The sequence below is a fragment of the Catellatospora chokoriensis genome (assembly GCF_011297315.1).
GTDB lineage: Bacteria > Actinomycetota > Actinomycetes > Mycobacteriales > Micromonosporaceae > Catellatospora > Catellatospora citrea.
Window position 1 is genome coordinate 509,297 of the sequence record NZ_JAAOTI010000001.1, and the last position, 24,542, is coordinate 533,838.

Consider the following 24,542-nt stretch of genomic DNA (forward strand, 5'->3'; position numbering starts at 1 on the left):
GGGATGTTTTCGGGCACGCTGAAGCCGGGTGCGGGCCGGATCAGGTCCGGCCCGCACCGGGAGTGGGTGGGGACTTGTCGTCAGCCGGCCACGGCCGGCAGTGCGGTCAGGACCGCGGCGGCGGCGTGTCCGTGAACCGGTCGCCGAGCATCACCACGCTCGACGACGGCTCCTTCAGCGCCAGCAGGGCACCCGACTGCGGGTCGATGACCAGCGTCGACTCGTACGTGCTGCCGTCGGCGTTGCGGTACGCGTAGCCGATCCCCGCCCCCGTGCGCCCGTGCTCGTCGCGCACGTTCTCGGTGAGCATCAGGCCGGGCAGGCCGGCCAGCATCCGGTAGGTCGCCGCGCGCACCGGCGGACCCACCGGCAGTTCCGTGAGCAGGTTGCGGGAGCTGGAGAACAGCATCTCCACGCGCCACCGCTCCAGTTCGTCGGGCCGCAGGTCACCGCGCGTCGCGTCGTCGGCCTTGATGAGGTAGGCCTTGAGCGCGTCCGGTTCGGTCGGCAACGCCTGGATCTGCGCGTAGGTGAGCTTCCCGCCGGCCAGTTCGAAGCCCGGGCTGGTCGTGGCGCCGACCTTGCGCGTGCCGGGTCCGGCCGGGATCTGCCTGCCCGGCTTGCCGTCGGGCGTGGCGGACGTCCACTGCTTCGGTGATCCCGCCGCCGCCCAGGCGGCCCGGTCGGCGTCGGTCGCCGGGGCCGCGCCCAGCCACCGGGCCACGATGACGAGCTGTCCCCCGGCATGCATCGCGTGCCAGGTCTCGACCTCGTTGCGGCCGAGGACATGGTATTTGCCGACGTCGTACAGGTGGTACATCTCCTGTCTGGTCACCCAGTAGCCGCCGGTCTCCGGGGCCAGCGCGGCGGTCTTGTCGGCCGCCGCGAGCAGGATGGCCCGCGCGGTCACCGGTTCGGCCGGTGGGGCGGACTGCTCCGGCCGGGCTTCGGGCGTCTTGACGGGCGTGTGCGAGGTGGACACGAGGAACGCGACGGCGATCAGGCCTGCTGCCGCGGCGGGCAGCAGAGCGGCCAGGACCAGGCGGGGGCGCGAGCGCGGCACGGACCTTCCGCCTGCCGGCAGGTCGGGAAAGTGCGGCGCGGGCCGGTCCGGCGCGTCGTCGAGCACCGCGGGACGCGCGTCAGCGATCAGCTGCAACGCGCGGCGATGGCGATTCATCTGCGGATCTCCTGTGTGCTGAAGGGGTGCGGGCGGCCATGGCCGACTGGGCGGCGAGGGCGTTGTCGAACCGGTTCCGGGCGCGGTGCAGCCGTACGAAGAAGGTGGCTGTCGCGCAGCCCAGCACCTTGGCGGCGTCGCGCGCCGACAGGCCGTGCCAGGCGACGAGGGTGAGCAGCTCACGGTCGGCGTCGCCGAGGGCGTCGAGGGCCGCGAGGGTCGCCGACCGCTCGGCCACCACCTCGGCCACGTCGCCCTCGACCGCGGCTTTGGCCTGCGACAGCAGGCTGAGCTGGCGGGCCTCGGCACGGTGCTGCTCGTGCACGACGTTGCGGGCGACGCCGAGCAGCCACGGCAGGGGGTCGGCGGGGACGGCGTCGAGCCGCCGCCACGCCACGAGGAAGGTGTCGTTGACGATGTCGTCGGCGGCACCACGCCCGGCACGGCTCACCGCGTACGCGTAGACCTGCCGGCGATGTCGGTCGAACAGCGCGGTGAACCGCGCCCGCTGTGCGGAATGTGTCACTGGCCCTGCTCCTTGGGGAAGGTTAGCCGTCGACCAGTAGTGGCGCCGCCGGACCGATTCTTACCGGCGATTTCGGATTCTTCGAGAATTCGGTCCTCGCCCGACATAGCGACGCCCCTCCGGCCGCGTGTGGAGAGGTGACACGAGGGAGGAACCTGATGGACGAACTCGCCGAGCGGGAGTTCCGGGAGTACGTGGCGCTGCGGCAAGGGGCCCTGTATCGCATCGCCTACCTGCTCACCGGACATCACCAGGACGCCGAGGACCTGCTTCAGGTCGCGCTGACGAAACTGGCGTTGCACTGGCCGAGAGTGCACCGATCGGGGTCGCCGGACGGGTACGTCCGCAAGATCCTGTATCGCCAGCACATCAGCATCTGGCGGGGCAGCCGGAACCGTCGCGAGCACGTGATGGGCCTGCTGCCCGAGATGACCGCGGTCGAGGATCCGTCCGGCGAGACGGTCCTCAAACTGGCGCTGTCACGGGTGCTCGGCGAGCTGACCCGCCGGCAGCGGGCGGTGGTGGTGCTGCGCTACTACGAGGACCTGCCCGAGGCCGAGGTGGCCGCGCTGATGGGCACCTCGGTCGGGACGGTCCGCAGTCAGGTCCATCGCACGCTGACCCGCCTTCGTGTGCTGTGTCCGGAGCTGAGATACATCGAGGAGCCAGTATGAACGCGCCATACGAACCTGAGCTGAAAACGGCCATGCAGCGGCTGTCGGACGTCGCCGGACCGGCTGACCTCGCCGATGCCGCGCTGCGGGGGGCCAAGGGCATGCGGCGCAGGCGCGGTGCCCTGGCAGCGCTCGCCGCGGTCGCCACCGTGGCCGGACTGTCCGTCCCCTTCCTGGTCACCGGTGGTCCGCAGGCCGATTCACCCGGCTTCACCCTGCCGGTCGGCGCTGCCGCATCCCCGGCGAATCTGGGCGCCTGCCAGGACGCGCCCATGGTCAACCCGACGACCAAGGAGGTCGCGGAGGAGCACTGGCCGGAGTATGTGCAGACGGTGCTGGGCCTGCTGCCCGACCGTGACGACTACGTCGTGCAGAACACTTACGACATCTGCAACTGGGGCGAGCCGGGCGCGTCGAACGCCTACACCGTGATCAACCTGGGTCACCTTCGCGAGCACGGCCACCTGACCGTGAACCTGTTCGTGCACGACACCGACCGGTGGGTGCCGGACTCCTGCGCCGACCTGGACGCCCTCGCCGCCGAGGGCCACCAGGACGTCCTGTTCTGCCAGGCGGGCGGGAACGCCGAGCCGCTGCTCTACGCGACGGCCTACGACACCACCAGCGTCACCGTCGGCGCCGTCTACGCCGATCACCGTGCGGTGGTCATGGAGCGCATCGGTGCGGAGGCCGTCCCGGTGATCAGTGTCGACGCGCTCAAGGTCGTCGTCGCCGACCGGGCACTGCTGGACCTGATCCCGACGGCGGACGGTCCGCTGCCGACTCCATCGGCGGGTCGGCCGGTGCCCGAAGCGAGCACAGCCGCGAAGCGGTGACGGGGGTGGGCGCGGTGCGTCGCGCCCACCCTCCCGCCGTGGCCAGGTAGGTAACCGAGTCGCCCCGGGCAGCACCGCTGCCCGGGGCGACTCGCATGGGAGCAGCCTCAGGCCGCCGCTCGCCGCCGCCGTGCCGAGCGGCGTATCCGACGCCAGATCAGCAGCCCGGCGCCCATGCCGACGACGGCGACGGCGGCGCTCAGCGCCAGCGGCCACGGGCCGCGCTGCGGGCTGCCGGCCGCCCGGACGGTCAGCTCGGGCAGCAGGCCGGTGGCCAGGTGCAGGTCGAACGTCTGGCAGGTCTGCATGCCCAGCTCGCAGGTGCTGCCGGTGTCGAAGCTCGACAGCGTCCGGCGGGTGCCGGTGCCGAACTGCACCTCCTCCAGCGACAGCCGGCCGACGTCGTCGACGGTCGCGACGACCACCGTGCTCGCCGAGCGCCAGCCGAGCAGCTGCACGACATCGCGGACCGGCTCCGGCACCGTCACCGGCGGGTCGGCCGCGATGGGCGACAAGGCGACGTCGCCGGCCTTCCACAGGAACGTGGCGTGGCCGGTGTCACCGCCGGTGGTGCCGTTGAACGGCCCGTCCGACAGCCACGGCACCGTGGCCAGGAAGCCGCCGTCCGGCGACCAGCCGACGTCGGCGGCCAGTTCGCGTCCGGCCGGCAGCTCGACCGTGCCGTACTCGCGGCCGTCGACGTCGAGCAGGTGCGCCCGCTGGCCGACCTGGACGGCGAGCCGGCGGCTGTCGGGCGCGAACGCCGCCGTCCACGCCGGTGCGATGGACGGCACCGCGGTGCTGCGCCCGGTGGACAGGTCGAGCAGGCGCAGCGTGCCGGTGCGGGCCACCTCGGCCTCGACGGCGTTGACGCTGCCGAACTCGCCGGTGCCGGTCAGCGGTGCGGCGCTGTACGCGACGTGGCGGCCGTCGGCGGACCAGGCCAGCAGCCGTACGCCTACCGGGTCGCCGATCGGGATCGACCTGCGCGCACCGGTGGCCAGGTCGACCAGGATCAGGTCCGCGGTCGCCCCGCGGTCGTCGCCGAGCAGCACGCCGGTGCCGTCCGGCGCGAGCAGCGCCGAAGGGTTGCCGCGCTCCTGCATGGCGTCGACCTGCCGGTAGGTGTCCCGGTCGGCCCCGACGACCAGCGGCTGGAACATGTTGAACAGCTCGCCGTTGCCGTAGCCGTAGAGGGCGATCGCCCGGCCGGCCGGAGCCTGTCCGACGGTGCTGGTGAGGGTCGAGTATCCGGCGAGCCGGTCCGGCAGGCTCGGGCTGCTCGATGGCGCGGCCGTCGGCGCGGGCAGCGGGAACCCGGGCACGACGAGGACGGCTAGCAGGAGCAGGGCGACCGCGCCCAGGCCGGCGGCGCCGATCCGCCGGTGCCGGACCTCGCGGCGGGCCCGGACGAGCACGGCGTCCAGGTGGCCCGGCGGCAGCGGGGGCGGTGTCTCGTCCGGCACGGCGGCGAACAGTTCTCTCATGGCGTGTCCGACCTTCCCGGCTCGTAGGCGGGCAGCAGGCGGCGCAGCGCCGAGATGGCGTACGACGTCTGGCTCTTGACGGTCCCGGTCGAGCAGCCCAGCGCGGTCGCGGTCTGCGCCACGTCGAGGTCCTCCCAGTACCGCAGGACCAGGACCGCACGCTGCCCGGCGGACAGCTTCGCGAGCGCGGCCAGCAGGTCGACGCGGTGTTCGGCGTCCGCCATCGGCACCGTCGCGGGCCCGGTCACCTCGGCGACCGGCCAGACCCGGCGGGTCCAGGACCGCTGCCGCTCGGCCAGGTAAGAGTGGACCAGCATCGCCCGCACGTAGGCGTCGACCGACTCCGCCGCCGACGCCTTGCGCCAATGCCGGTACAGCGCGACGAGGCAGTCCTGCACCAGGTCGTCCGCGGCCGGCCACTGCCCGCACAGCCGATACGCCAGCCGCCGCAGCCACGGCATCCGTGCCTGCACGTACTCGACGTACTCTCGTTCATTTCGCAACCCGGCCTCCCAACCACACAAGGAGTGATCCGGGACCCGTTTCGGTTGTGGCGGATCCTGATCGAATTTCGCACCCGGCGTATGCCGGTGTTTCATCGTCGACTACATCAATGCAGCCGGTATGGTCTCAGGTCTCACACCGCCCCGGCGGGTGAGCCGGTCGGCAGAGGGCACGGCCGCCTGTGGCATGAGGAGGACGCACATGACGTCTGTCGACGACGGAGTGGACCTGGAGCAGGTCGCCGCGCTGCTGCGCCAGCGGCACGAGCAGACCGTCGAGCAGATCCGCGTGCAGACCGCCGAGTCGCACAACCTGCGGCAGGCCGCACGGCACGAGCCCGGCGACGTGGCCGACGCGGGTTCGCTGATCAGCGACACCGCTCAGCACGACATCGTCACGGCCAAGCTGACCGAGCAGGCCGAGCGCTTGTCAGCGGCGCTGGACCGGCTGCGTGACGGCTCGTTCGGCCGGTGCGGCACCTGCGGGCAGCAGATCCCGCTGGCCCGGATGGAGATCATGCCGTGGGCCACCCACTGCATCCCCTGTCAGCAGCGGGCTGAACGGGGCCGCTGACCAGGCTGTCCCGCGGTCCACTGACCGCGGACATCCGTGCGGGTCGTCGCCCGGACACGACCGGTGATCCGTGACGATGTCAGGCGGCGTCGAGGAGCACCTCGTACCGGCAGAGGCCGTCGCCGGCGCCGATGCGGCGGAACCCGGCACGTTCGAGGGTCCGCTGGGAAGCGACGTTGTCCTCGGTGGTGTCGGCGACGACCCGGGACATGCCGTGCTCGGCCGCGACGTTCAGCAGGGCGGCGAGTGCTTCCGCCGCGTAGCCGCGGCCCCGTGCCGAAGGGGCGAGGCCGTAACCGATTTCGACACATCCATGGTCCGGCTGACGCTTGAAACCGATGCCGCCGACGGCCCTGCCGTCCGCGGTCCGGGTGATCCGGTAGTGCCCGAACGGGCGCTGGTCGCCGTGGGCGGCCGTGGTCGCAAGAAAGGCGGTGACGCCCATGACGTCGCCGTCGAACGGATAATCATCGGCCCAGGCATCCCCGGCTCCGGCGCGTCGCGCGACGATGCGCTCGCCCTCTGCGGTGTCGATGGCGTGCAGGCGCAGTCGCGGCGTTCGCAGTTCGGTCACGGGCAACAGCGAAGCAGCCATCAGCAGTGCGCACAACTCGATTCACGGTGGGCTGCTGCTCGCGGGGAGCGTCCGTATCAGCCCGCACTTGACCTGGCACCGTACTTTCCCGACTAGACTGCGGCATCCAGCAGGTGGTGGTGATGGCGGCGGGGGCGGCGATGAGCATCGACGATCGGATCGAACGGGCCAGGGACGTCTACGCACGGGCGGTGTTCGGCGGCGACACCACCGCGCTGACCGACGCCGAGCAGGGCTTGGCCGCGGTCGAGGCCGATACGGCGTTGGCACGTGGGCTGATCCTGCACGCGCGGTTTCAGAGCGCGTCCGCCGACGCCGGTTCGCCGCCCGCGGAGGATCCCGCGGAACTGCCGCTGTTCGAGCGCGCGCTCGAGTTGTACCAGGCACTGGGCGACCGGCGCGGTGAAGGTGAGGCCCTGTTCTGGATCGGCTGCGTGCACCAGTTCATCCGGCGTGACCACGAGACCGCGATGCCGTACCTGGAGCGGTCGTGCCTGCTGGCGGCGCAGAACGGCGACAAGCCGACCTGGTCCGAGGCGTTGCGGCACCTGGGGATCGCCGCGCACGCGGCCGGCCGGCTGGACGAGGCCCGCGAGCGGCTGGAGGAGTCGTCCCGGTTGCGTCGGGAGGTCGGCGCCCTGCCGGGCGTGGCCTCCAACATGATCGGGCTGGCCTACATCGCCGCCGCCCAGGACCGGCGCGCTGATGCGCGCGCGACGCTGGACGAGGCGCACGCCATCGCCAGCGCGCACGGTGCGCACGCCATCGTGGGCCACATCGAGCAAGCACGAGCGCGGATCTAGACGTGCGGCCACCGCAGACGTTCCGCCGGCCGGGTGCGCCGGCGACCCGGTCATGGTGCCGCCGTGCCAGGTGATCCGCCGCTGGCCGAGGTCTGCCGGGCGTTCGGCCTGCCCGCTCCGCGCTCCTCGACCCGGCTGGCGCACGGGATGATGAACCGCAACTGGCGGATCGCCACCGCCGACGGCCGGGAGTACGCCGTCAAGGAGTTGCGCGACGCGCCGGCTGAGCACGCCCGGACGCAGCACGTGCTGCTGCGGCGGCTGGCGGAGCACGGCATCCCGGTGGCGGTCCCGGTCGCCGACGCCGCAGGCGAGACCGTGGCACAGCTGGCCGGCGCCGGGTTCACGGTGACGCCCTGGGTCGACGGCGAGCACCTGCCCGGAGCACGGCTGGACGTCGCCGCGTGCGACCGGCTGGGACGGACACTCGGGCGGGTACACGCGGCGCTGGCCGCCGTCCGCCCGGACATAGGTGTTCCGGCCCCGGCGGACCCGCCGAGCCATGCGGCGGCCGCGGGACGTATCGAGCACTACCTGGCCGCGATCGCCGCCCGGCCGGTTCCGGACCCGGTCGACCTGGTCGCCGCCGACCATCTGCGCTGGCGGCGGGCGCTGCTGCCGAACGCGGTCCGGCCGGCCGGACCGCAGCCGGAGCAGGGCTGGACCCACGGCGACTTCCACCAGTTCAACCTCGTCTGGCGGGCCGGTGCCGTCGTCGCCGTGCTGGACTGGGACCGCCTGCGCCGGCAGCCGCCGGGTGCCGAGCTGATCCGCGCGTGCCTGCTGCATTTCTCCGGCGAGGACGGCGCGCTCGATCTGGGTCGGATCGCGGCCGTCGTGCGGGGCTACCGTGCGGTCCGGCCGGTCGACGACGAGGTCCTCGCCGATCTCGTCCGCCGGGCGTGGTGGCAATGGTTCACCGACTTCTGGCCGCTGGACTGGCGCTACGACCGCGGCGACACCTCCTGCGACCACCAGTTCGCCGCCAACGAGCGGACCCTGCGCTGGTGGACCGCACACCGTCGGCAGGTGTGCGCCGCCCTGTCGGCCCGGCCGGAGTGACGAAGAGACCTCGGCGGAGCGTGTCGGACCGAGCCGGTGCGCGGGGTCAGCGCTGGTAACACCGCCACGCGTAGGCGTCGTCCGGATCCGAGGTCTGCGCGTACGCGGCCTTGCCGTAGGTGTCGGCGCAGGCGACGTCCATGTCGACGATGTTCACGAACAGCAGGAGCCGGACGCACTGCCAGCGGCCGTCCGCGCGAGGCCCCGCCAGGGCGCCGCCTCCGTGACGATCGCAGTATTCCTGCGCCAGGTCCTGCACACCGGCCTTTCCCGACGGACCGAGCAGCAGCGGGCCGGGAGTCTGCGAGGGGCTCGCCGATGCCGTGGGCGTGGGCCGTGGCGGGGCAGCGGAGGTGGGCTCGGGTGCCGCCGTGGTGGCGGCAGGGGCGGAAGGCGGGACCGGGCTGGCGGTCGGTTGCGCGGCCCCCACCGACCAGCGGCCGTCGGGCACCGTGTCGGGTTGCCACGACGACGGTGCGCTGCCGTCGTCACCGCCGGAGAACAGCGGCTGGACACAGAGCAGCAGACCCAATGCCGTGGCGGTGAACATCCACCACCGGCGACGGCGTTTACGCCGCCGCTCGCGATCCGCTTGCGGCGCGTGCCCGGCCAGGTGCCCTTCATCGGCTGCGGCGACCTGATCTGCCACGTGCTCCGTCCTCCTCGCCATGCTGCGACGCCAAGCCCACGACCCCGGGACGCCCGCCCGAGGTCCAGGTGAAGCCTCGGAACAGCGGCGCGGACGGGTCATTTTCCTTCACAGCGCTCGTGATCAACGCACATAATGGCCAACGGCCGAAGGCTGCGCAACCCGGGTAACACGCCGATTCCCAGCCGTATCGACCAAACCCGGTGCGGTCATCGTCGGCGGCCACGGGTCGGCGGCGTCGAAACAGTCCCGCCGACGGCATCAGACCGTGACCTGTTCGCAGGAAGACCGTATAAGATCATAGATATATGGTCGCGGTCCGGCTGCCAGGCGCACCACCGACGACCGTGCCGACCAGGGAGGTGCCGACACCGCCATGACCGGAACCGTCGACCTGGCGCCCCTGGTCGCCGCGCTGCCCGCCACCTGCGTCGTCGTCGACCCGGACCAGATGGGCGGCTACCGGTGGGACCGCGCCAACGATCCGCACGCGGGCATGCCCCTGGCGGTCGTCCGGGCCACCAGCACGCAGGACGTGCAGGAAGCGGTCCGGTTCGCGGTCGCGCACCGGATCGCCGTGGTGCCGCGCGGTGCCGGATCGGGCCTGTCCGGCGGATCCTCGGCCGTGGACGGATGCCTGGTCATCTCCACCGAGCGCATGCGCGCGATCACCGTGGACCCGACGTCGCGGACCGCCGTCGTGGAGCCGGGCCTGTTCAACGCCGAGGTCAAGGCCGCGGCCGCCGAGCACGGGCTGTGGTATCCCCCCGACCCGTCCTCGTACGAGTTCTGCTCGATCGGCGGCAACGTCGCCACCAACGCCGGTGGCCTGTGTTGCGTCAAGTATGGCGTGACCAGCGACTACGTCCTGGGACTCACTGTCGTGCTCGCCGACGGCACCGCTGTCGACCTGGGCGGCCCCCGGCTCAAGGACGTCGCCGGGCTGTCGCTGACCAAACTGTTCATCGGCAGCGAGGGGACTCTCGGCATCATCACTCGCGCCGTGCTGCGCCTCATCCCCGCCCAGCGGCCGCGGGCCACCCTGGTCGCCACGTTCGCCTCCCTCGACGACGCGACCCGCACCGTCCTGGACGTCACCCGCCGCATGCGCCCGTCGATGCTCGAGTTCATGGACCGCACGTCGATCAACGCCGTCGAGGACCTCACCAGGATGGGCCTCGATCGCGACGCCGAGGCCATGCTCGTCATCCAGTCCGACGAGCCCGCACCCCACGCGGCCGCGGAGATCGGCCAGATCGGCGACATCTGCCGGGCCAACCACGCCGCCGAGGTGTTCTCCACCGACGACCAGGAGACCGGCGAGGCGTTCACCGTCGCCCGGCGCATGGCGATTCCCGCGGTCGAGAAGCAGGGCTCGCTGCTGCTGGAGGACGTCGGCGTGCCGGTGCCCGAACTCGGCGCCCTGGTGCGCGGGATTGCGGCGATCTCCCTTGCTCGCGAGGTCACTATCGCCGTCATCGCCCACGCCGGTGACGGCAACACGCACCCGCTGATCGTGTTCGACCCCATGGACGCCGACCAGTCGGCGCGCGCCCACCGCGCCTACGCGGAGGTCATGGAGCTCGCCATCGCCCTGGGCGGCACGATCACCGGCGAACACGGCGTCGGCCGCCTCAAGAAGGCCTGGCTGCCCGACTACCTCGGGCAGGATGCGCTCGAACTCAACAAACGGATCAAGAACGCACTCGATCCGCTGGGCATCCTCAACCCCGGAGCGATCTTCTGACCGTCACCGCGGCGGCGGCGTGACCGTGGTCGCCGCTTGACCTGTACCCGTGGGTACGGGTTTACGGTCGTGACGTGCGAGTGGGTGAACTGGCGCATCGGACCGGGACCACGGTCCGGGCGCTGCGATACTACGAGGCGGCCGGCCTGGTCGTCCCCCGAAGGCTCGGCAACGGCTACCGGGAGTACGCCCCGGTGGCGGTGCGCCTGGTCGAGCAGATCCGGACGCTGACGGCGCTCGGGTTCAGCGTCGAGGAGACCAGGCCGTTCGTCGAAGCCATGGCCGACGGCGACGGCCCCGAGGTGTATCCGGCGGCCCTGGGCGTCTACCGGCAGGCGATCGCCGGTCTGGAGCAGCGGATCGAGCGCCTGGTCGGCCAGCGCGACACCCTGCTGGCGCTGGTCGACGCGAACGCCGGTCCCGTCGCCGGGCAGGTGGACGGCCGCGTGTCCGCCGATGGTGATCCGGCGGGTCTCGTCGGTGCGCTGATGCCCGGGCTGACCTTCCGGGCCACCGACGGCACCGCGGTGGGACCCGCGGCGTTCGACGGGCGCCGGACCGTGGTGTTCGTGTACCCGATGACCAGCCGGCCCGGCGTCGCGATGCCGGACGGCTGGGACGACGTCGCCGGAGCCCGGGGCTGCACCGTGCAGGCCTGCGGGTTCCGGGATCTGCACTCCGAGCTGCTGGCCGCAGGCTGCGACCAGGTCTACGGCCTGTCCGCGCAGCCCACCGGCTACCAGCGGGAGCTCGCCCACCGGCTGCGGCTGCCGTACCCGCTGCTGGCCGATCCGCGGCTGAGCCTGGCGACCGCGCTGCGGCTGCCGACGTTCCCCGCCGGCGGGTCGACCTACTACCGGCGGCTGACGCTCATCGTGAACGACGGCGTGGTCGAGCACGTGTTCCACCCGGTGACCGAGCCCGCGCTGCACGCCGAACAGGTGCTGCGCTGGCTCGCCGACCACCCGAACCGAAGGAGCCAGATGACCGCCATCGACACCGTGCACGCCAGGGAGATCCTGGACAGCCGCGGCAACCCGACCGTCGAGGTCGACGTGCTGCTCGACGACGGCTCGCTCGGGCGGGCCGCCGTCCCGTCCGGGGCGTCCACCGGCACCGCGGAAGCCGTCGAGCTGCGCGACGGCGACACCCGCCGCTACCACGGCAAGGGCGTACGCCGGGCGGTCGAGGCCGTGCTCGGGGAGATCGCCGACGCGGTCGCCGGTCTGGACGGCGCCGACCAGGCCGCTGTGGACCGGGTGCTGATCGAACTCGACGGCACCGCCAACAAGTCCCGGCTCGGCGCCAACGCCACCCTCGGCGTCTCCCTGGCGGTGGTGAAGGCCGCCGCCGTCGCCGCAGGCCAGCCGCTGTACCGGTACCTGGGCGGCCCCGACGCGGTCACCCTGCCGCTGCCGCTGATGAACATCGTCAACGGTGGCGCGCACGCCGACAACCCCCTCGACTTCCAGGAGTTCATGATCGCCCCGGTCGGCGCGGCGAGCTTCGCCGAAGCGGTCCGGATGGGCTCGGAGGTGTTCCACACCCTGCGGGCCGCCCTGCAGGCCGCCGGCCAGCACACCGCCGTCGGCGACGAGGGCGGCTTCGCGCCGGTGCTGCACAACGCGCACGAGGCCCTCGCCTTCATCAGCACCGCGATCAGCGACAGCGGCTACACCCCGGGCGTCGACATCGCCATCGCGCTGGACCCCGCCGCGTCCGAGTTCTACCGCGACGGCGTCTACCACTACGCCGGCGAGCAGCGGGTCCGCACGGTGGCCGAGCACGTCGACTACCTGGTGGAGCTGGCCGACCGGTATCCGATCGTGTCGATCGAGGACGGCGTCGCCCAGGACGACTTCGAAGGCTGGAAGGCGCTCACCGACCGGCTCGGGGGCCGGGTGCAGCTGGTCGGCGACGACGTGTTCTGCACCAATGTCGACCTGCTGCGCGACGGCATCGCCCGCGGCATCGCCAACTCGATCCTCGTCAAGGTCAACCAGGTCGGCACCCTGACCGAGATGCTCACCACCATGCGGGCCGCGCGGGAGGCCGGCTACAGCGCGGTCATGTCGCACCGCTCCGGCGAGACCGAGGACACCACCATCGCCGACCTGGCCGTCGCCACCGGCTGCGGCCAGATCAAGACCGGCTCGCTGTCGCGCAGCGACCGCACCGCCAAGTACAACCAGCTCCTCCGTATCGAGGAGGAGCTAGGCGAGCGCGCCGTCTACGCGGGCCGGGCCGCCCTGACCGGTCAGCCTCGATGACCGATCCTGCCGAACTGCGGGCGGCCGGGACACGACTCCGGCCGCCCGAGGTCGCCGACATGGGCAGAATCGGGTGTTGCGCGCAGCTGCGGCGGGAAGCGCCCAAACCGACAGCCGGTATTCCGCATCCGCCGATGAGGAGTCCGTTCGGGTTCTAACCTTCGCCATATGGGTGTCGTGCCGCTCAAGGAGATCGTCGACCGGGCGATGCGCGAGCACTACGGCGTCCCCGCGATCAACATCGTCAACGACCTGACGATGGAGAGCGTCCTGGCCGCCGCGGTCGAGCGCCGGTCACCGGTCATCGTCCAGACCTCGGTCAAGACGGTGCGTTCCATCCGGTCCGACGTGCTCATCGCGATGTGGAAGGCGATGACGGCCGGCATCGAGGTGCCGGTCAGCCTGCATCTCGACCACTGCCCGGACCGGGCGGTGATCACCGAGTGCCTGGCCAAGGGCTGGAACTCGGTGCTGTTCGACGCCTCCACGCTGCCCGTCGAGGAGAACCTGCGCCAGACCATCGAGGTGGTCGCCGAGGCCCGCGCCCACGGCGCCCACGTCGAGGGTGAGATCGAGGCGATCACCGGGGTCGAGGACGGCGTCGGCAGCGACGAGGCGGCCCACCGGCAGACGCTCGAGACCTCGGTGCACTTCGTCGAGACGTCCGGGGTCGACGTGTTCGCGCCGTCGATCGGCAACGCGCACGGTGTGTACTCGGCCGAACCGCACCTCGACGGCCAGCGGGTCAGCGACATCGTCGCGGCGACCGGCGTGCCGATCGCGCTGCACGGCGGCACCGGCCTGACCGACGCCCAGTTCACCGACCTGATCGCCCGGGGCTGCGCGAAGGTCAACGTGTCCACCGCCCTCAAGATCACCTACATGACCTCGAACCTGGCCTTCCTGCGCGAGGCCGAAACGCAGGGCAAGTGGGACCCGCCCTCGCTGTTCAAGCACGTCGCGGCGGACGTCACCGCGATGGCCGCCGGCTACGCCGACCGCTTCGGCAGCTCGGGGCGGGCATGGTGAAAGCCCTGATCTTCGACTGTGACGGCGTCCTGGCCGACACCGAGCGCTACGGGCACCTGCCCGCGTTCAACCAGACGTTCGCCGAGTTCGGGCTGCCGGTGCGGTGGGACGAGCAGGAGTACGGCCGCAAGCTCGCGATCGGCGGCGGCAAGGAGCGCATGTCCAGCCTGCTGACCCCGCAGTTCGTCGCCGCCGCCGCACTGCCGCCCGACCCGGCCGGGCAGGCCGAGGCCGTCGCCGCCTGGCACCGCCGCAAGACCGAGATCTACACCGCCATGGTCGCCGCGGGCGACCTGCCCGCCCGCCCCGGCATCGCCCGCATCGCCGAACAGGCCCACGCCGCCGGCTGGCTGCTCGCTGTCGCTTCGACCTCGGCCGAACCCTCCGTGCGAGCGGTGCTGGAGCACGCCGTCGGCCCGGACCGGGCCCGCGACTTCACCGTGCTCGCCGGCGACATCGTGCCGCGCAAGAAGCCGGCGCCCGACATCTACCTGCTCGCCCTCGACCGGCTCGGGCTGGCCCCGCACGACGCGGTCGTCGTCGAGGACTCCCACAACGGCCTGGCCGCCGCCGTCGCGGCCGGGATCGCCTGTGTCGTCACGGTCAACGACTACACCGCCGGCGAGGACTTCACCGGCGCGGCGTTCGTCGTCGACTCGCTCGGCGAGCCGGACGCCGCCCCGGTCACGGTGCTCGCCAACGACAGCCCGGCCTCGCCCGGGGCGTACGTGACGCTGGCCGACCTGGCGGCCGTGCTCGCAGAAAAGGACCGGCGATGACCGAGAACCCGCTGTCGCAGGTCGAGTTCGTGGTGCGCACGATCGCGCAGACCGCCGTCGCGAACGAGAAGTACTTCGGCGACCTCGACGCGGTCGTCGGCGACGGCGACTTCGGCTACTCACTGGCCCGCGGCTTCGAGATCGTCCTGAGTGACTGGGACACCTTCGACCGCGCCGACGCCGCCACGTTCCTGCGCAAGGTCGCCGTCGTCATCACCAGCCGGATCGGCGGAACCTCCGGACCGCTGTGGGGCACCGCGTTCCTGCGCGCGGCTACCGCGGCCGCCGGCAAGACCGCCATCGACGGGGAGACCGTCGTGGCGATGCTGCGGGCGGCGATAGAGGGTATCCAGGCCCGCGGCAGCGCCGGCCTCGGCGACAAGACCCTGCTCGACGCGTTGGCCCCGGCCACGGACGAGATCGCCCGGCAGGTCGGTCTCGGCAGCGACGGACCGACGACGGTCCGGGCCGCCGCGACCGTGGCACGCGCCAGCGCGGACGAGACCGCCAAGCTCGAGGCCCGCCGCGGCCGGGCCAGCTACACCGGCGAGCGCAGCATCGGCAGCGTCGACCCCGGCGCGGTGGCCGTCGCCGTCATCTTCGAAGCCCTCGCCGACGCCTGGCCCGCCGCATCCTGAAGGGACGACCTGCCATGAAGAAGTTCGTCAACGATCCGCGCCAGTTCGTCGCCGAGATGCTCAAGGGCGTGGCCCTGGCCAATCCGGACACGCTGCGCTACGTGCCGGAGTACAACCTCATCATGCGGGCCGACGCCCCGCGCGCGGACAAGGTCTCCGTCATCCAGGGCTCCGGTTCCGGCCACGAACCGGCGCACGTGATGATCGTCGGCAAGGGCATGCTGGACGCGGCCTGCCCCGGCGACGTGTTCGCCGCACCGCCCATGGACTACGTGCTGGAGACCAGCAAACTGCTCGCCTCGCCCAAGGGTGTGCTGCACCTGATCAACAACTACACCGGTGACCGGATGGCCTTCGACATGGGTAAGGAGATGGCCGAAGCCGAGGGCGTCCAGATCAAGACGGTGCTGGTCGACGACGACGTCGCGGTGGCGGACTCCACGTTCACGATCGGCCGGCGCGGTGTCGCCGGGAACTTCTTCGTCATCAAGGTGGTCGGCGCGGCCGCCGAGGCGGGCGCCGACATCGACGAGCTGGTACGGCTCGGCAACAAGGTCAACTCGGTGACCCGGACCATGGGCATGGCGCTGACCTCGTGTACGCCGCCGGCGAAGGGTTCGCCGCTGTTCGAACTCGGCGACGACGAGATGGAGATCGGCGTCGGGATCCACGGCGAGCCCGGGCGGCGCCGCGAGAAGCTGGCCAACGCCGACACCATCATCGACGAACTGTTGGAAGCCGTGGTGACCGACCTGCCCTACGAGCGCGGCGACGACGTCGCCCTGATGATCAACGGCTTGGGCGGCACCCCGATCGGCGAGCTGTACCTGCTCTACGGCCGCGCCCACGAGCAGCTCGAGGCCCGCGGCATCCACGTGCGGCGCAACTACGTCGGCGAGTACTGCACCTCGCTCGACATGGCGGGCGCCTCCCTGACCCTCGTCAAACTCGACGACGAGATCGTCAAGGGCCTGGCCGCACCCGCCGAGATCGCGATCCGGACGTTCTAGCCGCCCGGCCGCACCTGCCGCCGATCATCGGGTGGTCGCTCCTTCACGCACGGTGATGTACTGGCGGGAGGGCATGAGCACGGGCCTCGCGGGGCCCATGACCACGGGCAGGTGAACAGGGCGAGGTGGTTAACATGGTCAACAGGCCGCTGGCGGTGTACGGGATGCTGTGGCTGGTCGGCCTCATCGGCTTCTTCGCCTTCCCCTCCCCCGCCGACGACCTGGTATGGGCCGGGATCGGGCTCTGCTCCGCCGCCGCGGTGGCCTACGGGGTCGTCTCGAACCGCCCGGCCCGAGCCGGCCCGTGGTGGCTGCTGTGCACCGCGATCGTCCTGCTGTTCCTCGGTGACACCCTGTACGACTTCCTGGTCGACACGCGCGGCGTGACGCTGCTGTTCCCTTCCGCCGCGGATGTCTTCTACCTGGCGATGTATCCGGTTCTCGCGGCCGGGCTGCTGCGGATGGCCGGCCCGGCCACGCACACCCGCCGCCGCCTGCTGCCGCTGGACATGATGATCCTGGTCACCGGGCTGGGCCTGCTGACCTGGATCTTCCTCATCACGCCGCACCTCATCGATCCCACGCTCTCCCCGGCACAGCGCCTGCTGTCGGTCGCCTATCCGGTGGGCGACGTGCTGATCCTGGCCACCATCGGCCGCCTCATCGTGATCCACCGGTTCTCCCCCGCCGTCACCCTGATGACCGTCGGCGCGACCGGACTCCTGGTGACCGACCTCGTGTACGCCATGTCGCAGCTGCGCGGGCACGGCCCGGTCGGCGGACCGATCGACATCGGCTGGCTGCTGTTCTACGGCGGCTGTGCCGCGGCCGCGCTGCATCCGTCGATGACCGCGCTGACCCTGCCCCCGACCACCGCGCCCCGCGAACTCAGTCCCGCCCGGCAGGCGTCGCTGCTGGCCGCCTCGCTGCTCCCGTCGGCGCTGCTGCTGCTCGAGGCTGCGCGCGGCCGGGTCTGGCACACACCGGCGATCGCCGTGTTCGCCAGCGTGACCGCGGTGCTGGTCGCCATCCGCCTGTTCAGCATGATCGCCGACCATCGCCGCTTCCTCACCCGCGCCGAGATCCTGCGTACCACCAGCACCCGGCTGGTGGCCGCACACGACGTGCAGGGGGTCCGCGACTGCCTCGCCGCCGCGGTCGACCAGCTCGCACCGGCCCGCAAGCCGCACGCCTTCCACCTGGACACCACCGGACACGACGCGGAGCACGGCGGAGCGGGCCACGTCGCGTGCGGCTCCCGGGTGATCGACGCGGGCGAGCTGCCGGCGGCGCAGGCAGCCCGCATCCGGCCCTTCCGGCACGTGCTCGTCTGCCCGCTGGTGCTGGACGCCCGCCCCGGTGGCGACCCGCACCTGGGCGCCATCCTGGTCGGGGCCGACCGGGACCTGCTGTACGCGCTGCAGTCGGCGGTGGAGACCATCGCCGCGCAGGCCGCGCTGGCGCTGGAGCGGATCAGCCTGACCCGCATGCTGGTCCAGCGTGACAGCGAGGAGTACTTCCGTGCCCTGGTGCAGAACGCCGCTGACGTCATCCTGATCCTCGAACCGGACGGGCTGCGCATCCGGTACGCCAGTCCGTCGGCGAGAGGCGTGTTCGGCCCCGGCGACCTGCTCGGCGCCGAACTGGTCGAGCTGGTCGCCGAGGAAAGCCAGCAGACCGCCCGGGAGCAGATCAAGACCGCCCCGCCCGGGGCCGACGGCGACCGCGGCGACTGGGTCATCGTGCGCTCCGACGGCCTGCGGGTGCAGGTCGAGGCGATCTGCCGTGATCTGCGCGCCGAACCGGCCGTCGTCGGGTTCGTCGTGACGCTGCGCGATGTCACCACGCAGCGCGACATGGAGCGCGAGCTGGCATACCACGCGTACCACGATTCGCTGACGGGGCTGGCGAACCGGGTGGCGTTCCAGCGCAGGCTCGCCGACGCGACCGTGCGCGCCCAGGGCACCGGCGTGCCGGCGGCCGTGATATTCATCGACCTCGACGACTTCAAGCTGGTCAACGACACGTTCGGGCACGACTACGGAGATCGGCTGCTGCGCCTGGTCGCCGAGCGCATCGTCGAGGTGGTGCGGCGCGGCGACACCGCGGCCAGGCTCGGCGGCGACGAGTTCGCGGTGTCCATCGAGGACGCCGCGGAGGAGACGGTGTACGCGGTCGCCGACCGCATCACGGCGGCGCTGGCCACCCCGTTCGTGCTCGACGGCAGCGCGGTGTCCGGGCGCGGCAGCGCCGGGGTGTCGTTCAGCACCGCGTCGTCCACGGCGGCCGAGCTGCTGCGGCAGGCTGACGTCGCACTCTATGCGGCCAAGGCCGAGGGCAAGGGGCGTTGGCTGCGCTACCGGCAGGAGTACGAGGTCCGGGCCGCGGAGCGGATGCGGCTGCGCGCCGCGCTGGAGACCGCGCTGCCGCACGGGGAGTTCTTCATGGAGTTCCAGCCGATCGTCGCGCTGGCCGACGAGCGGACCGTCGGCTTCGAGGCGCTGCTGCGCTGGAACCACCCCACCCGGGGACGGTTGATGCCCGGTGAGTTCATCGAGATCGCCGAGGAGAGCCAGGCCATCGTCGCCATCGGCAACTGGGCGATGAGCGCGGCCGTGACGGCGGCGGCGGCCTGGCCGCACGGTGACGCCGGGTGTACGCCGTACGTCAGCGTCAACGTGTCGGCGCGGCAGTTCCGCGCGGGTGGCTTCACCGAGCACGTCCGCCAGGTGCTGGCCGAGTCGGGGCTGCCCGCCTGCCGGCTCATGCTGGAGATCACCGAGACCCTGCTGCTGGGCGACGACGAGCAGGTCTGGCAGGACCTCGCCGAACTGCGCCAGACCGGCGTGCGGGTCGCCATCGACGACTTCGGCACGGGCTACTCGGCCCTCAACTACCTTCGCCACATCCCCCTGGACGTGCTCAAACTCGACCGGGTCTTCACCAGCAGCCTCACCACGTCCCAGCGCCAGGCGGACCTGGTCGACGGCATCATCACGCTCGCGCAGAAGATGCGCCTGGACACCGTCGCCGAGGGTGTCGAGCTGTCCGGCGAGCACGATCTGCTCCGCCGGCTCGGGTGCGGCTACGGGCAGGGCTACCTCTTCGCCCGGCCCATGAGCGCCGAGGCGGCGGGCAGGTGGGCCACCGCGCACGCCAGGTGATCCCCATCGCCGGGCTAGCCGTTCCACGGAGCCGTGGTGCGCGGTGGCGATCGAGGCGACGATGGCGAGTCCCAGGCCGAAGCCGTGGCCGGTGAGGCGTTCCTGTAGCCGGTGGAAGGGTTCGAAGAGGGCGTGCAGGGCGTGGTCCGGGATCACCGGACCGGTGTTGGCGACGACCAGGCTCGCTCGGCCTGCCACGGTCGACGTCGTGATCCAGACATGGCCGTCGGGAACGTTGTGACGGACACGCGGCTCGCCATCACCGAAGTCCTACATATTGTAGGTATCGTACTCCTACGTGACGTAGGAATTGCTCGGCCGTATCTGCGACCAGCCTGCGACGCAGAACAGGCGACCAATGCAGAACATCATCGGCATAGTGGCCGCAATCATCGTATTCGCCACGACATACGGGGCGGCCTGGGCAATCGCCGCACTGCCCCGACGGCGTGGCGGTCCACAGCGGCGCATCAGCCTCGGCGGTGGGATCGTGGCGCGTTCGCCTTGGTCGCCGCGCCGACCCGGGTTGGCGGTCGCCCGCACGATCGCAGCCACCGCCGCGGTGCTGGCCGGCGGATCCGCCGCGTTGACCCTCGCCACGCAGCTCGCGCTACTCGACCCATGGGACATGCGGGGTGTGCAGTGGGCAGTCGATCACCGCACCACCGCGATGACCACCGCGGCGATCTCCGTCACCGATGTGGGCTCAGCGCCCTGCCTCATCACGGTCACCGCCATCGCGACCATCGCCGTCTCCGCACGCCGCCGCAGCGCAACGCCGGCCGCCCTGGGGCTCGTCGTACTCGGCGGCATACAGCTGCTGGTCAACTTGATCAAAATTATGGCCGGTCGCCCGCGCCCTGACACCGCGCTGTGGCTCGTCGACGTCACCGGGCCGTCCTTTCCCTCCGGACATGCGGGCAGCTCGACTGCCACGCTCGGCCTGCTGGCGTGGCTGGCCTGCACGATCACCAGCGACCGGCGCATCAGGTCCGCAGCATGGACCACCGCCGCCGCCATGGCGGTGGCGATCGGTCTGACGCGTGTCTACCTCGGCGTGCATTACCCGAGTGACGTACTGGGCGGCTGGCTCATCGGCGGCCTGTGGCTGACGGTGGTCGCCCTGGCCTGCCGGGTTCATCGCCAAAAGGGCGCCTCCGGCTTGTCCCGTTCGCCTGCCCCGAGTGCCCCCCTCATCCCGGCAAGCCTGCTGCTCGACTGACGCAGGCACGCACCCGCATGGCGCCCAAGCGTGCAGCATCGCCTCGCCGCCAGCCGGAAACTGATCATTACCTAAAACCTACGGCGTGTCGGAGTTGGAGCCGATATTGCCTGTTTCATCATCTCTTAGTGGGTTCTCCGATGAACGGAAGATCCCTTGCAGTTCGGTGGCATCTGCACGCCGACAGCAAGCGGGTCATTGTCTCGCGTGCGCTGCGCACGTTCGGTTTCGGCTGCGTCAGCGTGCTGCTGGCCACCCGACTCAGCATCGCCGGCTACTCGGCAGCCGAGATCGGAGTGCTCATCGCCGTCGCCTGCGCAGGCAGCGTCGCCGGCACCGTCGTCATGGCGCTGTTCGCCGACCGCATGGGCCGCCGCCTCGCGCTGCTGGTCTCCGCATTGCTGATGGCAGCGGCCGGTGCCGTGTTCGCCGCCTGCGACAGCTACCCCGTGCTGCTGGCCGCCGCTTTCCTCGGCACGATCTCACCGTCCACCAATGACAACACCCCGTTCAGCGGCGTCGAGCAGGCCGTCCTCGCCCACCACAGCACCGCCGACAACCGCACCCGCGTGTTCACCGCGTACAACGTCGCCGCGCAGGTCGCCGGCGCGCTCGGCGCCCTGGCTGCCGCCGGCCTGGCGGCCGTCAGCGGACCACACGCCGGCCGACATGCCTTCGTCCTCTACGCCCTGGTCGCGCTCCTGGCCGGCCAAGTCGTCGCCAGAATGTCCCCGGACGCCGAGGCACGAGGCAGAAAAGGAACAGCAAGCGCCCAGGGCACCGTGCGCATCCCGCCGCAGGGCAGGGCACTGGCCGCACTGTCCGGGCTGGACGCCTTCGCCGGCGGCCTGGTCGTCCAGGCACTGCTGGCGTGGTGGCTGCACGAACGATTCGACGTGCCGGTCAGCACCCTGGGCGCGCTGTTCTTCGCCATGAACATGCTCGCCGCAGCCGCGCAACTGGCCGCGCCGGCGCTGACCGCCCGCAGCGGACTGCTGGTGGCGATGCTCTGGCCACACGCCGTATCCAACGTCCTGCTACTGGGCGTCGCGTTCGCGCCCACGTTCGCCGTCGCGGCGTGCCTGCTGCTCGTACGCCACGCCTTGTCCAAAGTCGATGTCCCGGCCCGGCAGGCGTTCACCGCCGCGATCGTCGCACCGCCGCAGCGCGTCGCCGTCGCCAGCATGACCGCGGCCGCGCGTGGCATGGCTGTCAGCACCAGCCCACTGGCGGCGACCGCGCTGTCGTATCCGCCGCTGGCCGAGTTCGGCGCCCCGCTGATCGCCGCCGCGCTGCTGGCGCTGATCTACGACGCGCTGATGCTGCGCACCTTCGGCCCTGCCCCGTGGGGCAGGCGCAGCGGGGCGCTGCTTTCGCGTCCGCTGCCCGTCGACCGCGCCGCGCTGCTGCACGGCCAGGAGTCCGTCGCGGCACAACGCGAAAGGGCCCGCCGATGATCGAGGCGACTCCTCCGTCGATCCGTGCTGCCGCAAGCCGGGTCGGCGGCGCACTCGGCAGCGTGGCCGGGCGCGCTTCACTGGTCGTGGCCCTGCTCGCCGCCGGCGCGGTCGTCGTGTTCGGCGGTGGCCGCGACGACGGCCCTCCGGTGCTGGTCGGCGCGGGTGACATCGCCAGCTGCACCAGCGGCGGCGACGAGATCACCGCCAAGTTGCTCGACGACATCGACGGCACCGTCTACACCCTCGGCGACAACGCCTACATGGACGGCTCCGCCAAGCAGTTCCGGCGCTGCTACGACCCCCATTGGGGACGTCACCGCGACCGCACCAGGCCCGTGCTCGGCAACCACGACCTGCGCAAAGCCGATGGCAAGGCCTACTACGACTACTTCGGCGCCGACGTCGGCAGGCACGGCGAAGGCTGGTACAGCTACCGCATCGCCGACTGGCAGGTGCTCGTCCTCAACAGCCAGTGCGACCAGGTCGACTGCGGCCCCGACTCCCCGCAGGCACGATGGCTCAAGGACACCCTGGCCGACCGGCCGGCGCGGTGCACCGTCGCGATGTGGCACCACCCGCTGTTCACCTCGGGCGGCAAACACACCGCCGAGCCGCGGATGCGGCCGCTCTACCAGATCCTGTACGAGCACGGCACCGAGCTGGTCCTGACCGCGCACAATCACAACTACGAGCGCTTCGCGCCCCAGGACCCCGGCGGGGTCCGCGACGACCGGCAGGGCATCCGCCAGTTCGTCGTCGGCACCGGCGGCGCGAGCCTCTACCGGTTCGGTGACGACGTCGCCGCCAACTCCGAAACCCGTGACGACCGGACCTACGGTGTGCTCAAACTGACCCTCGACCCCGACGCCTACCACTGGCGGTTCATCGGCCAACCCGGTGCCGCGTACAGCGACTCCGGGTCAGCCGGATGCCACTGACCCGCGGCGGGAATCCTGCGGCACCCGGCGGGTGCCGCGGTGCCGGTCAGCGCCGGACGCTTCGACCGATCGCTAGACGATCATGTCGAGCCATGCCTGCGCCACTCCGGCGAACTCGACCGCGGCCACCGCGGTGGCCGCCAGCAGCATCAGGCACAACACGGTCACGCCGGCCACCGCCTGCCAGCGGCTGCGCTGACCCGGACGCTGCAGCGCCATCACCCGCTCGACCGCGCCCGAGCCGCTCATCCCCATTGCCGGCGCGACCTGCTTACGCCGACCGGCCAGCGACGCCTTGGCCACCGCCTGGGCCACGAGCTGCCGGTCGCCGACCACCGCGGCGGCCTCCTCGTCCGCCCACCGCTCGACCAGGTGACCCACCAGCACCGCCATCGGCGCCAGCAGTGGGTTGACCGCCGCGGACCAGCTCGCGGCCGTCACCCATCGATGGTGCCGACGGCGCAGATGCGAGTTCTCGTGCGCGAACAGGACCCGCTGCTCACCCGGGCTCAGCACCCGCAGCATCCCGGACGTGACCAGGATGTGCCCCGGCCTGCCCGGCACCGCCACCGCGAACGGCTCCGCCCAGTCGGCCACGACCAGCCCCGCCCGCGGGCGACCCGCGTCGCGCAGCTCCCGCAACACCCGTCGCCGAATCCGCACGTCGCGGACCAGCCGCACCGCACCCGTCATCAGCACCAGCGCCGCGGCCAACGCGACCAGGCCGGGCACCGGCTTGGGCAGGCCGAGCTCGGGCCGGTCGTCGAACTCCCACAGCGGTGGCAGGTCGTCGAACAGGGTCAGCGCCAGCAACGTCAAGCAGCACACGAACCCGCTCGCGGCAGCGGTCGCGGCTACGGTGACCGTCCGGGCCGCGGCCGCCGGCGCGACCCGCCCGGCCATGAACCGGGCCACGTACGGCAGCAGCGCCGACAGCAGCAGTGGCAGGTAGACCCAGACCTTCACTTGTCCCCCGGGCGCATGTCGGAAAGCAGCCGCCTCAGCACCTGTGCTTCGGCGTCGTCGAGGGTTGCGGCGAAGCGCTGCAGGGTCAGCTGGCGGTCGCCGACGCCGCTGAGCGTGGCACGCAGCTGAGCCGCGGCGGCGTCGGCCTCACTGTTGACCGGCTCGTACGCGTGCGCCCTGCCGACCCGGCTGCGGCGGACGACCTGCTTGTCCACGAGCCGGATCAGGATGGTCTGCACGGTGTTGTATGCCGGCGCCGGATCCAGCTGCGCCTGGACCTCAGCCGGGGTCATCGAGCGGCCCGCGGCCCACAGGACGTTCATGACCTGGCCTTCGAGCTCGCCCGAGGCACGTCTGCGTCCGTCGCTGTCATTCATATCCGAACCATATCCAGGTGGTCAGGTCATCGGGTTCCGCCGTGCATCCCCGT

The 24,542-nt window shown here is 71.7% G+C and carries 23 protein-coding genes and 2 pseudogenes; 16 read left to right on the plus strand and 9 right to left on the minus strand.

Annotated elements, in window-relative coordinates; genetic code table 11:
* Window positions 1–106: 106 nt before the first annotated feature.
* Window positions 107–1,180, minus strand: a complete 1,074-nt coding sequence (locus tag HAV39_RS02245) for a CU044_5270 family protein (RefSeq protein WP_191837441.1) — start codon at window positions 1,178–1,180, stop codon at window positions 107–109.
* Entirely contained in the window at window positions 1,143–1,706 is a 564-nt protein-coding gene (locus HAV39_RS02250) for an RNA polymerase sigma factor (protein ID WP_191837442.1), read from the minus strand. The genes HAV39_RS02245 and HAV39_RS02250 overlap by 38 nt, the downstream gene beginning before the upstream one ends.
* Window positions 1,707–1,864: 158 nt before the next feature.
* On the opposite strand from HAV39_RS02250, the gene HAV39_RS02255 reads away from it, so the two are divergent.
* Entirely contained in the window at window positions 1,865–2,380 is a 516-nt protein-coding gene (locus HAV39_RS02255; RefSeq protein ID WP_191837443.1) for a SigE family RNA polymerase sigma factor, read from the plus strand.
* Window positions 2,377–3,216 carry a hypothetical protein gene (locus HAV39_RS02260; RefSeq protein WP_191837444.1) on the plus strand — a complete coding sequence of 280 codons (840 nt, stop codon included), beginning with the start codon at window positions 2,377–2,379 and terminating at the stop codon, window positions 3,214–3,216. The genes HAV39_RS02255 and HAV39_RS02260 overlap by 4 nt, the downstream gene beginning before the upstream one ends.
* 107 nt (window positions 3,217–3,323) lie before the next feature.
* Here HAV39_RS02260 and HAV39_RS02265 read toward each other — a convergent pair whose 3' ends face one another.
* Together HAV39_RS02265 and HAV39_RS02270 are read right to left on the minus strand one after the other, a co-directional pair.
* Window positions 3,324–4,703: a WD40 repeat domain-containing protein gene (locus HAV39_RS02265; RefSeq protein ID WP_191837445.1), complete on the minus strand. Its 1,380-nt coding sequence runs from the start codon at window positions 4,701–4,703 to the stop codon at window positions 3,324–3,326.
* The gene (locus tag HAV39_RS02270) at window positions 4,700–5,206 is read right to left on the minus strand and encodes a sigma-70 family RNA polymerase sigma factor (RefSeq protein ID WP_239120883.1); all 507 of its coding nucleotides are present in this window, start codon (window positions 5,204–5,206) and stop codon (window positions 4,700–4,702) included. The genes HAV39_RS02265 and HAV39_RS02270 overlap by 4 nt, the downstream gene beginning before the upstream one ends.
* 202 nt (window positions 5,207–5,408) lie before the next feature.
* On the opposite strand from HAV39_RS02270, the gene HAV39_RS02275 reads away from it, so the two are divergent.
* Window positions 5,409–5,780, plus strand: coding sequence for a TraR/DksA family transcriptional regulator (locus tag HAV39_RS02275; protein ID WP_191837447.1), 372 nt, complete (start codon window positions 5,409–5,411; stop codon window positions 5,778–5,780).
* Between the two features lie 79 nt (window positions 5,781–5,859).
* On the opposite strand, the gene HAV39_RS02280 is transcribed toward HAV39_RS02275, so the two are convergent.
* A complete protein-coding gene (locus HAV39_RS02280) occupies window positions 5,860–6,390 on the minus strand; it encodes a GNAT family N-acetyltransferase (protein WP_203736599.1) in 531 nt (176 codons plus the stop codon).
* 107 nt (window positions 6,391–6,497) lie between these two features.
* On the opposite strand from HAV39_RS02280, the gene HAV39_RS02285 reads away from it, so the two are divergent.
* Window positions 6,498–7,178, plus strand: a complete 681-nt coding sequence (locus HAV39_RS02285; protein WP_239120888.1) for a tetratricopeptide repeat protein — start codon at window positions 6,498–6,500, stop codon at window positions 7,176–7,178.
* 63 nt (window positions 7,179–7,241) lie between these two features.
* Entirely contained in the window at window positions 7,242–8,240 is a 999-nt protein-coding gene (locus tag HAV39_RS02290) for a phosphotransferase (protein ID WP_191837448.1), read from the plus strand.
* A 46-nt stretch (window positions 8,241–8,286) separates the two neighbouring features.
* Here HAV39_RS02290 and HAV39_RS02295 read toward each other — a convergent pair whose 3' ends face one another.
* Window positions 8,287–8,889, minus strand: coding sequence for a hypothetical protein (locus tag HAV39_RS02295; protein ID WP_191837449.1), 603 nt, complete (start codon window positions 8,887–8,889; stop codon window positions 8,287–8,289).
* Between the two features lie 376 nt (window positions 8,890–9,265).
* Between HAV39_RS02295 and HAV39_RS02300 the strand changes: the two genes are divergently transcribed.
* From HAV39_RS02300 to HAV39_RS02330, 8 genes and pseudogenes are all read left to right on the plus strand, one after another.
* Window positions 9,266–10,636: an FAD-binding oxidoreductase gene (locus tag HAV39_RS02300; RefSeq protein ID WP_191837450.1), complete on the plus strand. Its 1,371-nt coding sequence runs from the start codon at window positions 9,266–9,268 to the stop codon at window positions 10,634–10,636.
* A gap of 80 nt (window positions 10,637–10,716) precedes the next feature.
* Window positions 10,717–11,544: pseudogene (locus HAV39_RS42090) on the plus strand (MerR family transcriptional regulator); the annotation flags it as partial.
* A gap of 75 nt (window positions 11,545–11,619) precedes the next feature.
* Window positions 11,620–12,906, plus strand: a complete 1,287-nt coding sequence (gene eno, locus HAV39_RS42095) for a phosphopyruvate hydratase (protein ID WP_203736603.1) — start codon at window positions 11,620–11,622, stop codon at window positions 12,904–12,906.
* A gap of 168 nt (window positions 12,907–13,074) precedes the next feature.
* The gene (locus tag HAV39_RS02310) at window positions 13,075–13,935 is read left to right on the plus strand and encodes a class II fructose-bisphosphate aldolase (RefSeq protein WP_191837452.1); all 861 of its coding nucleotides are present in this window, start codon (window positions 13,075–13,077) and stop codon (window positions 13,933–13,935) included.
* Entirely contained in the window at window positions 13,929–14,714 is a 786-nt protein-coding gene (locus HAV39_RS02315; protein WP_203736598.1) for an HAD-IA family hydrolase, read from the plus strand. Before HAV39_RS02310 ends, HAV39_RS02315 begins: the two co-directional genes overlap by 7 nt.
* Complete coding sequence (gene dhaL / locus HAV39_RS02320) at window positions 14,711–15,352, plus strand: dihydroxyacetone kinase subunit DhaL (protein WP_191837453.1); 642 nt, start codon at window positions 14,711–14,713, stop codon at window positions 15,350–15,352. The genes HAV39_RS02315 and dhaL overlap by 4 nt, the downstream gene beginning before the upstream one ends.
* 14 nt (window positions 15,353–15,366) lie before the next feature.
* Complete coding sequence (gene dhaK, locus HAV39_RS02325) at window positions 15,367–16,362, plus strand: dihydroxyacetone kinase subunit DhaK (protein WP_191837454.1); 996 nt, start codon at window positions 15,367–15,369, stop codon at window positions 16,360–16,362.
* A 134-nt stretch (window positions 16,363–16,496) separates the two neighbouring features.
* Window positions 16,497–19,526, plus strand: a complete 3,030-nt coding sequence (locus tag HAV39_RS02330; protein WP_191837455.1) for a putative bifunctional diguanylate cyclase/phosphodiesterase — start codon at window positions 16,497–16,499, stop codon at window positions 19,524–19,526.
* A 30-nt stretch (window positions 19,527–19,556) separates the two neighbouring features.
* Here HAV39_RS02330 and HAV39_RS02335 read toward each other — a convergent pair.
* A pseudogene (locus HAV39_RS02335) lies at window positions 19,557–19,760 on the minus strand (sensor histidine kinase); the annotation flags it as partial.
* A gap of 124 nt (window positions 19,761–19,884) precedes the next feature.
* Between HAV39_RS02335 and HAV39_RS02340 the strand changes: the two are divergent.
* The 3 genes from HAV39_RS02340 (at window position 19,885) to HAV39_RS02350 (ending at window position 23,146) form a co-directional block, all read left to right on the plus strand.
* Window positions 19,885–20,748: a phosphatase PAP2 family protein gene (locus tag HAV39_RS02340; RefSeq protein WP_191837456.1), complete on the plus strand. Its 864-nt coding sequence runs from the start codon at window positions 19,885–19,887 to the stop codon at window positions 20,746–20,748.
* 140 nt (window positions 20,749–20,888) lie between these two features.
* Window positions 20,889–22,205 carry an MFS transporter gene (locus HAV39_RS02345; RefSeq protein ID WP_191837457.1) on the plus strand — a complete coding sequence of 439 codons (1,317 nt, stop codon included), beginning with the start codon at window positions 20,889–20,891 and terminating at the stop codon, window positions 22,203–22,205.
* Complete coding sequence (locus HAV39_RS02350) at window positions 22,202–23,146, plus strand: metallophosphoesterase family protein (protein ID WP_191837458.1); 945 nt, start codon at window positions 22,202–22,204, stop codon at window positions 23,144–23,146. Before HAV39_RS02345 ends, HAV39_RS02350 begins: the two co-directional genes overlap by 4 nt.
* Window positions 23,147–23,218: 72 nt before the next feature.
* Here HAV39_RS02350 and HAV39_RS02355 read toward each other — a convergent pair whose 3' ends face one another.
* Together HAV39_RS02355 and HAV39_RS02360 are read right to left on the minus strand one after the other, a co-directional pair.
* Window positions 23,219–24,112 carry a M56 family metallopeptidase gene (locus HAV39_RS02355; protein WP_191837459.1) on the minus strand — a complete coding sequence of 298 codons (894 nt, stop codon included), beginning with the start codon at window positions 24,110–24,112 and terminating at the stop codon, window positions 23,219–23,221.
* Window positions 24,109–24,489, minus strand: a complete 381-nt coding sequence (locus HAV39_RS02360; RefSeq protein ID WP_191837460.1) for a BlaI/MecI/CopY family transcriptional regulator — start codon at window positions 24,487–24,489, stop codon at window positions 24,109–24,111. Before HAV39_RS02360 ends, HAV39_RS02355 begins: the two co-directional genes overlap by 4 nt.
* Window positions 24,490–24,542 lie beyond the last annotated feature (53 nt).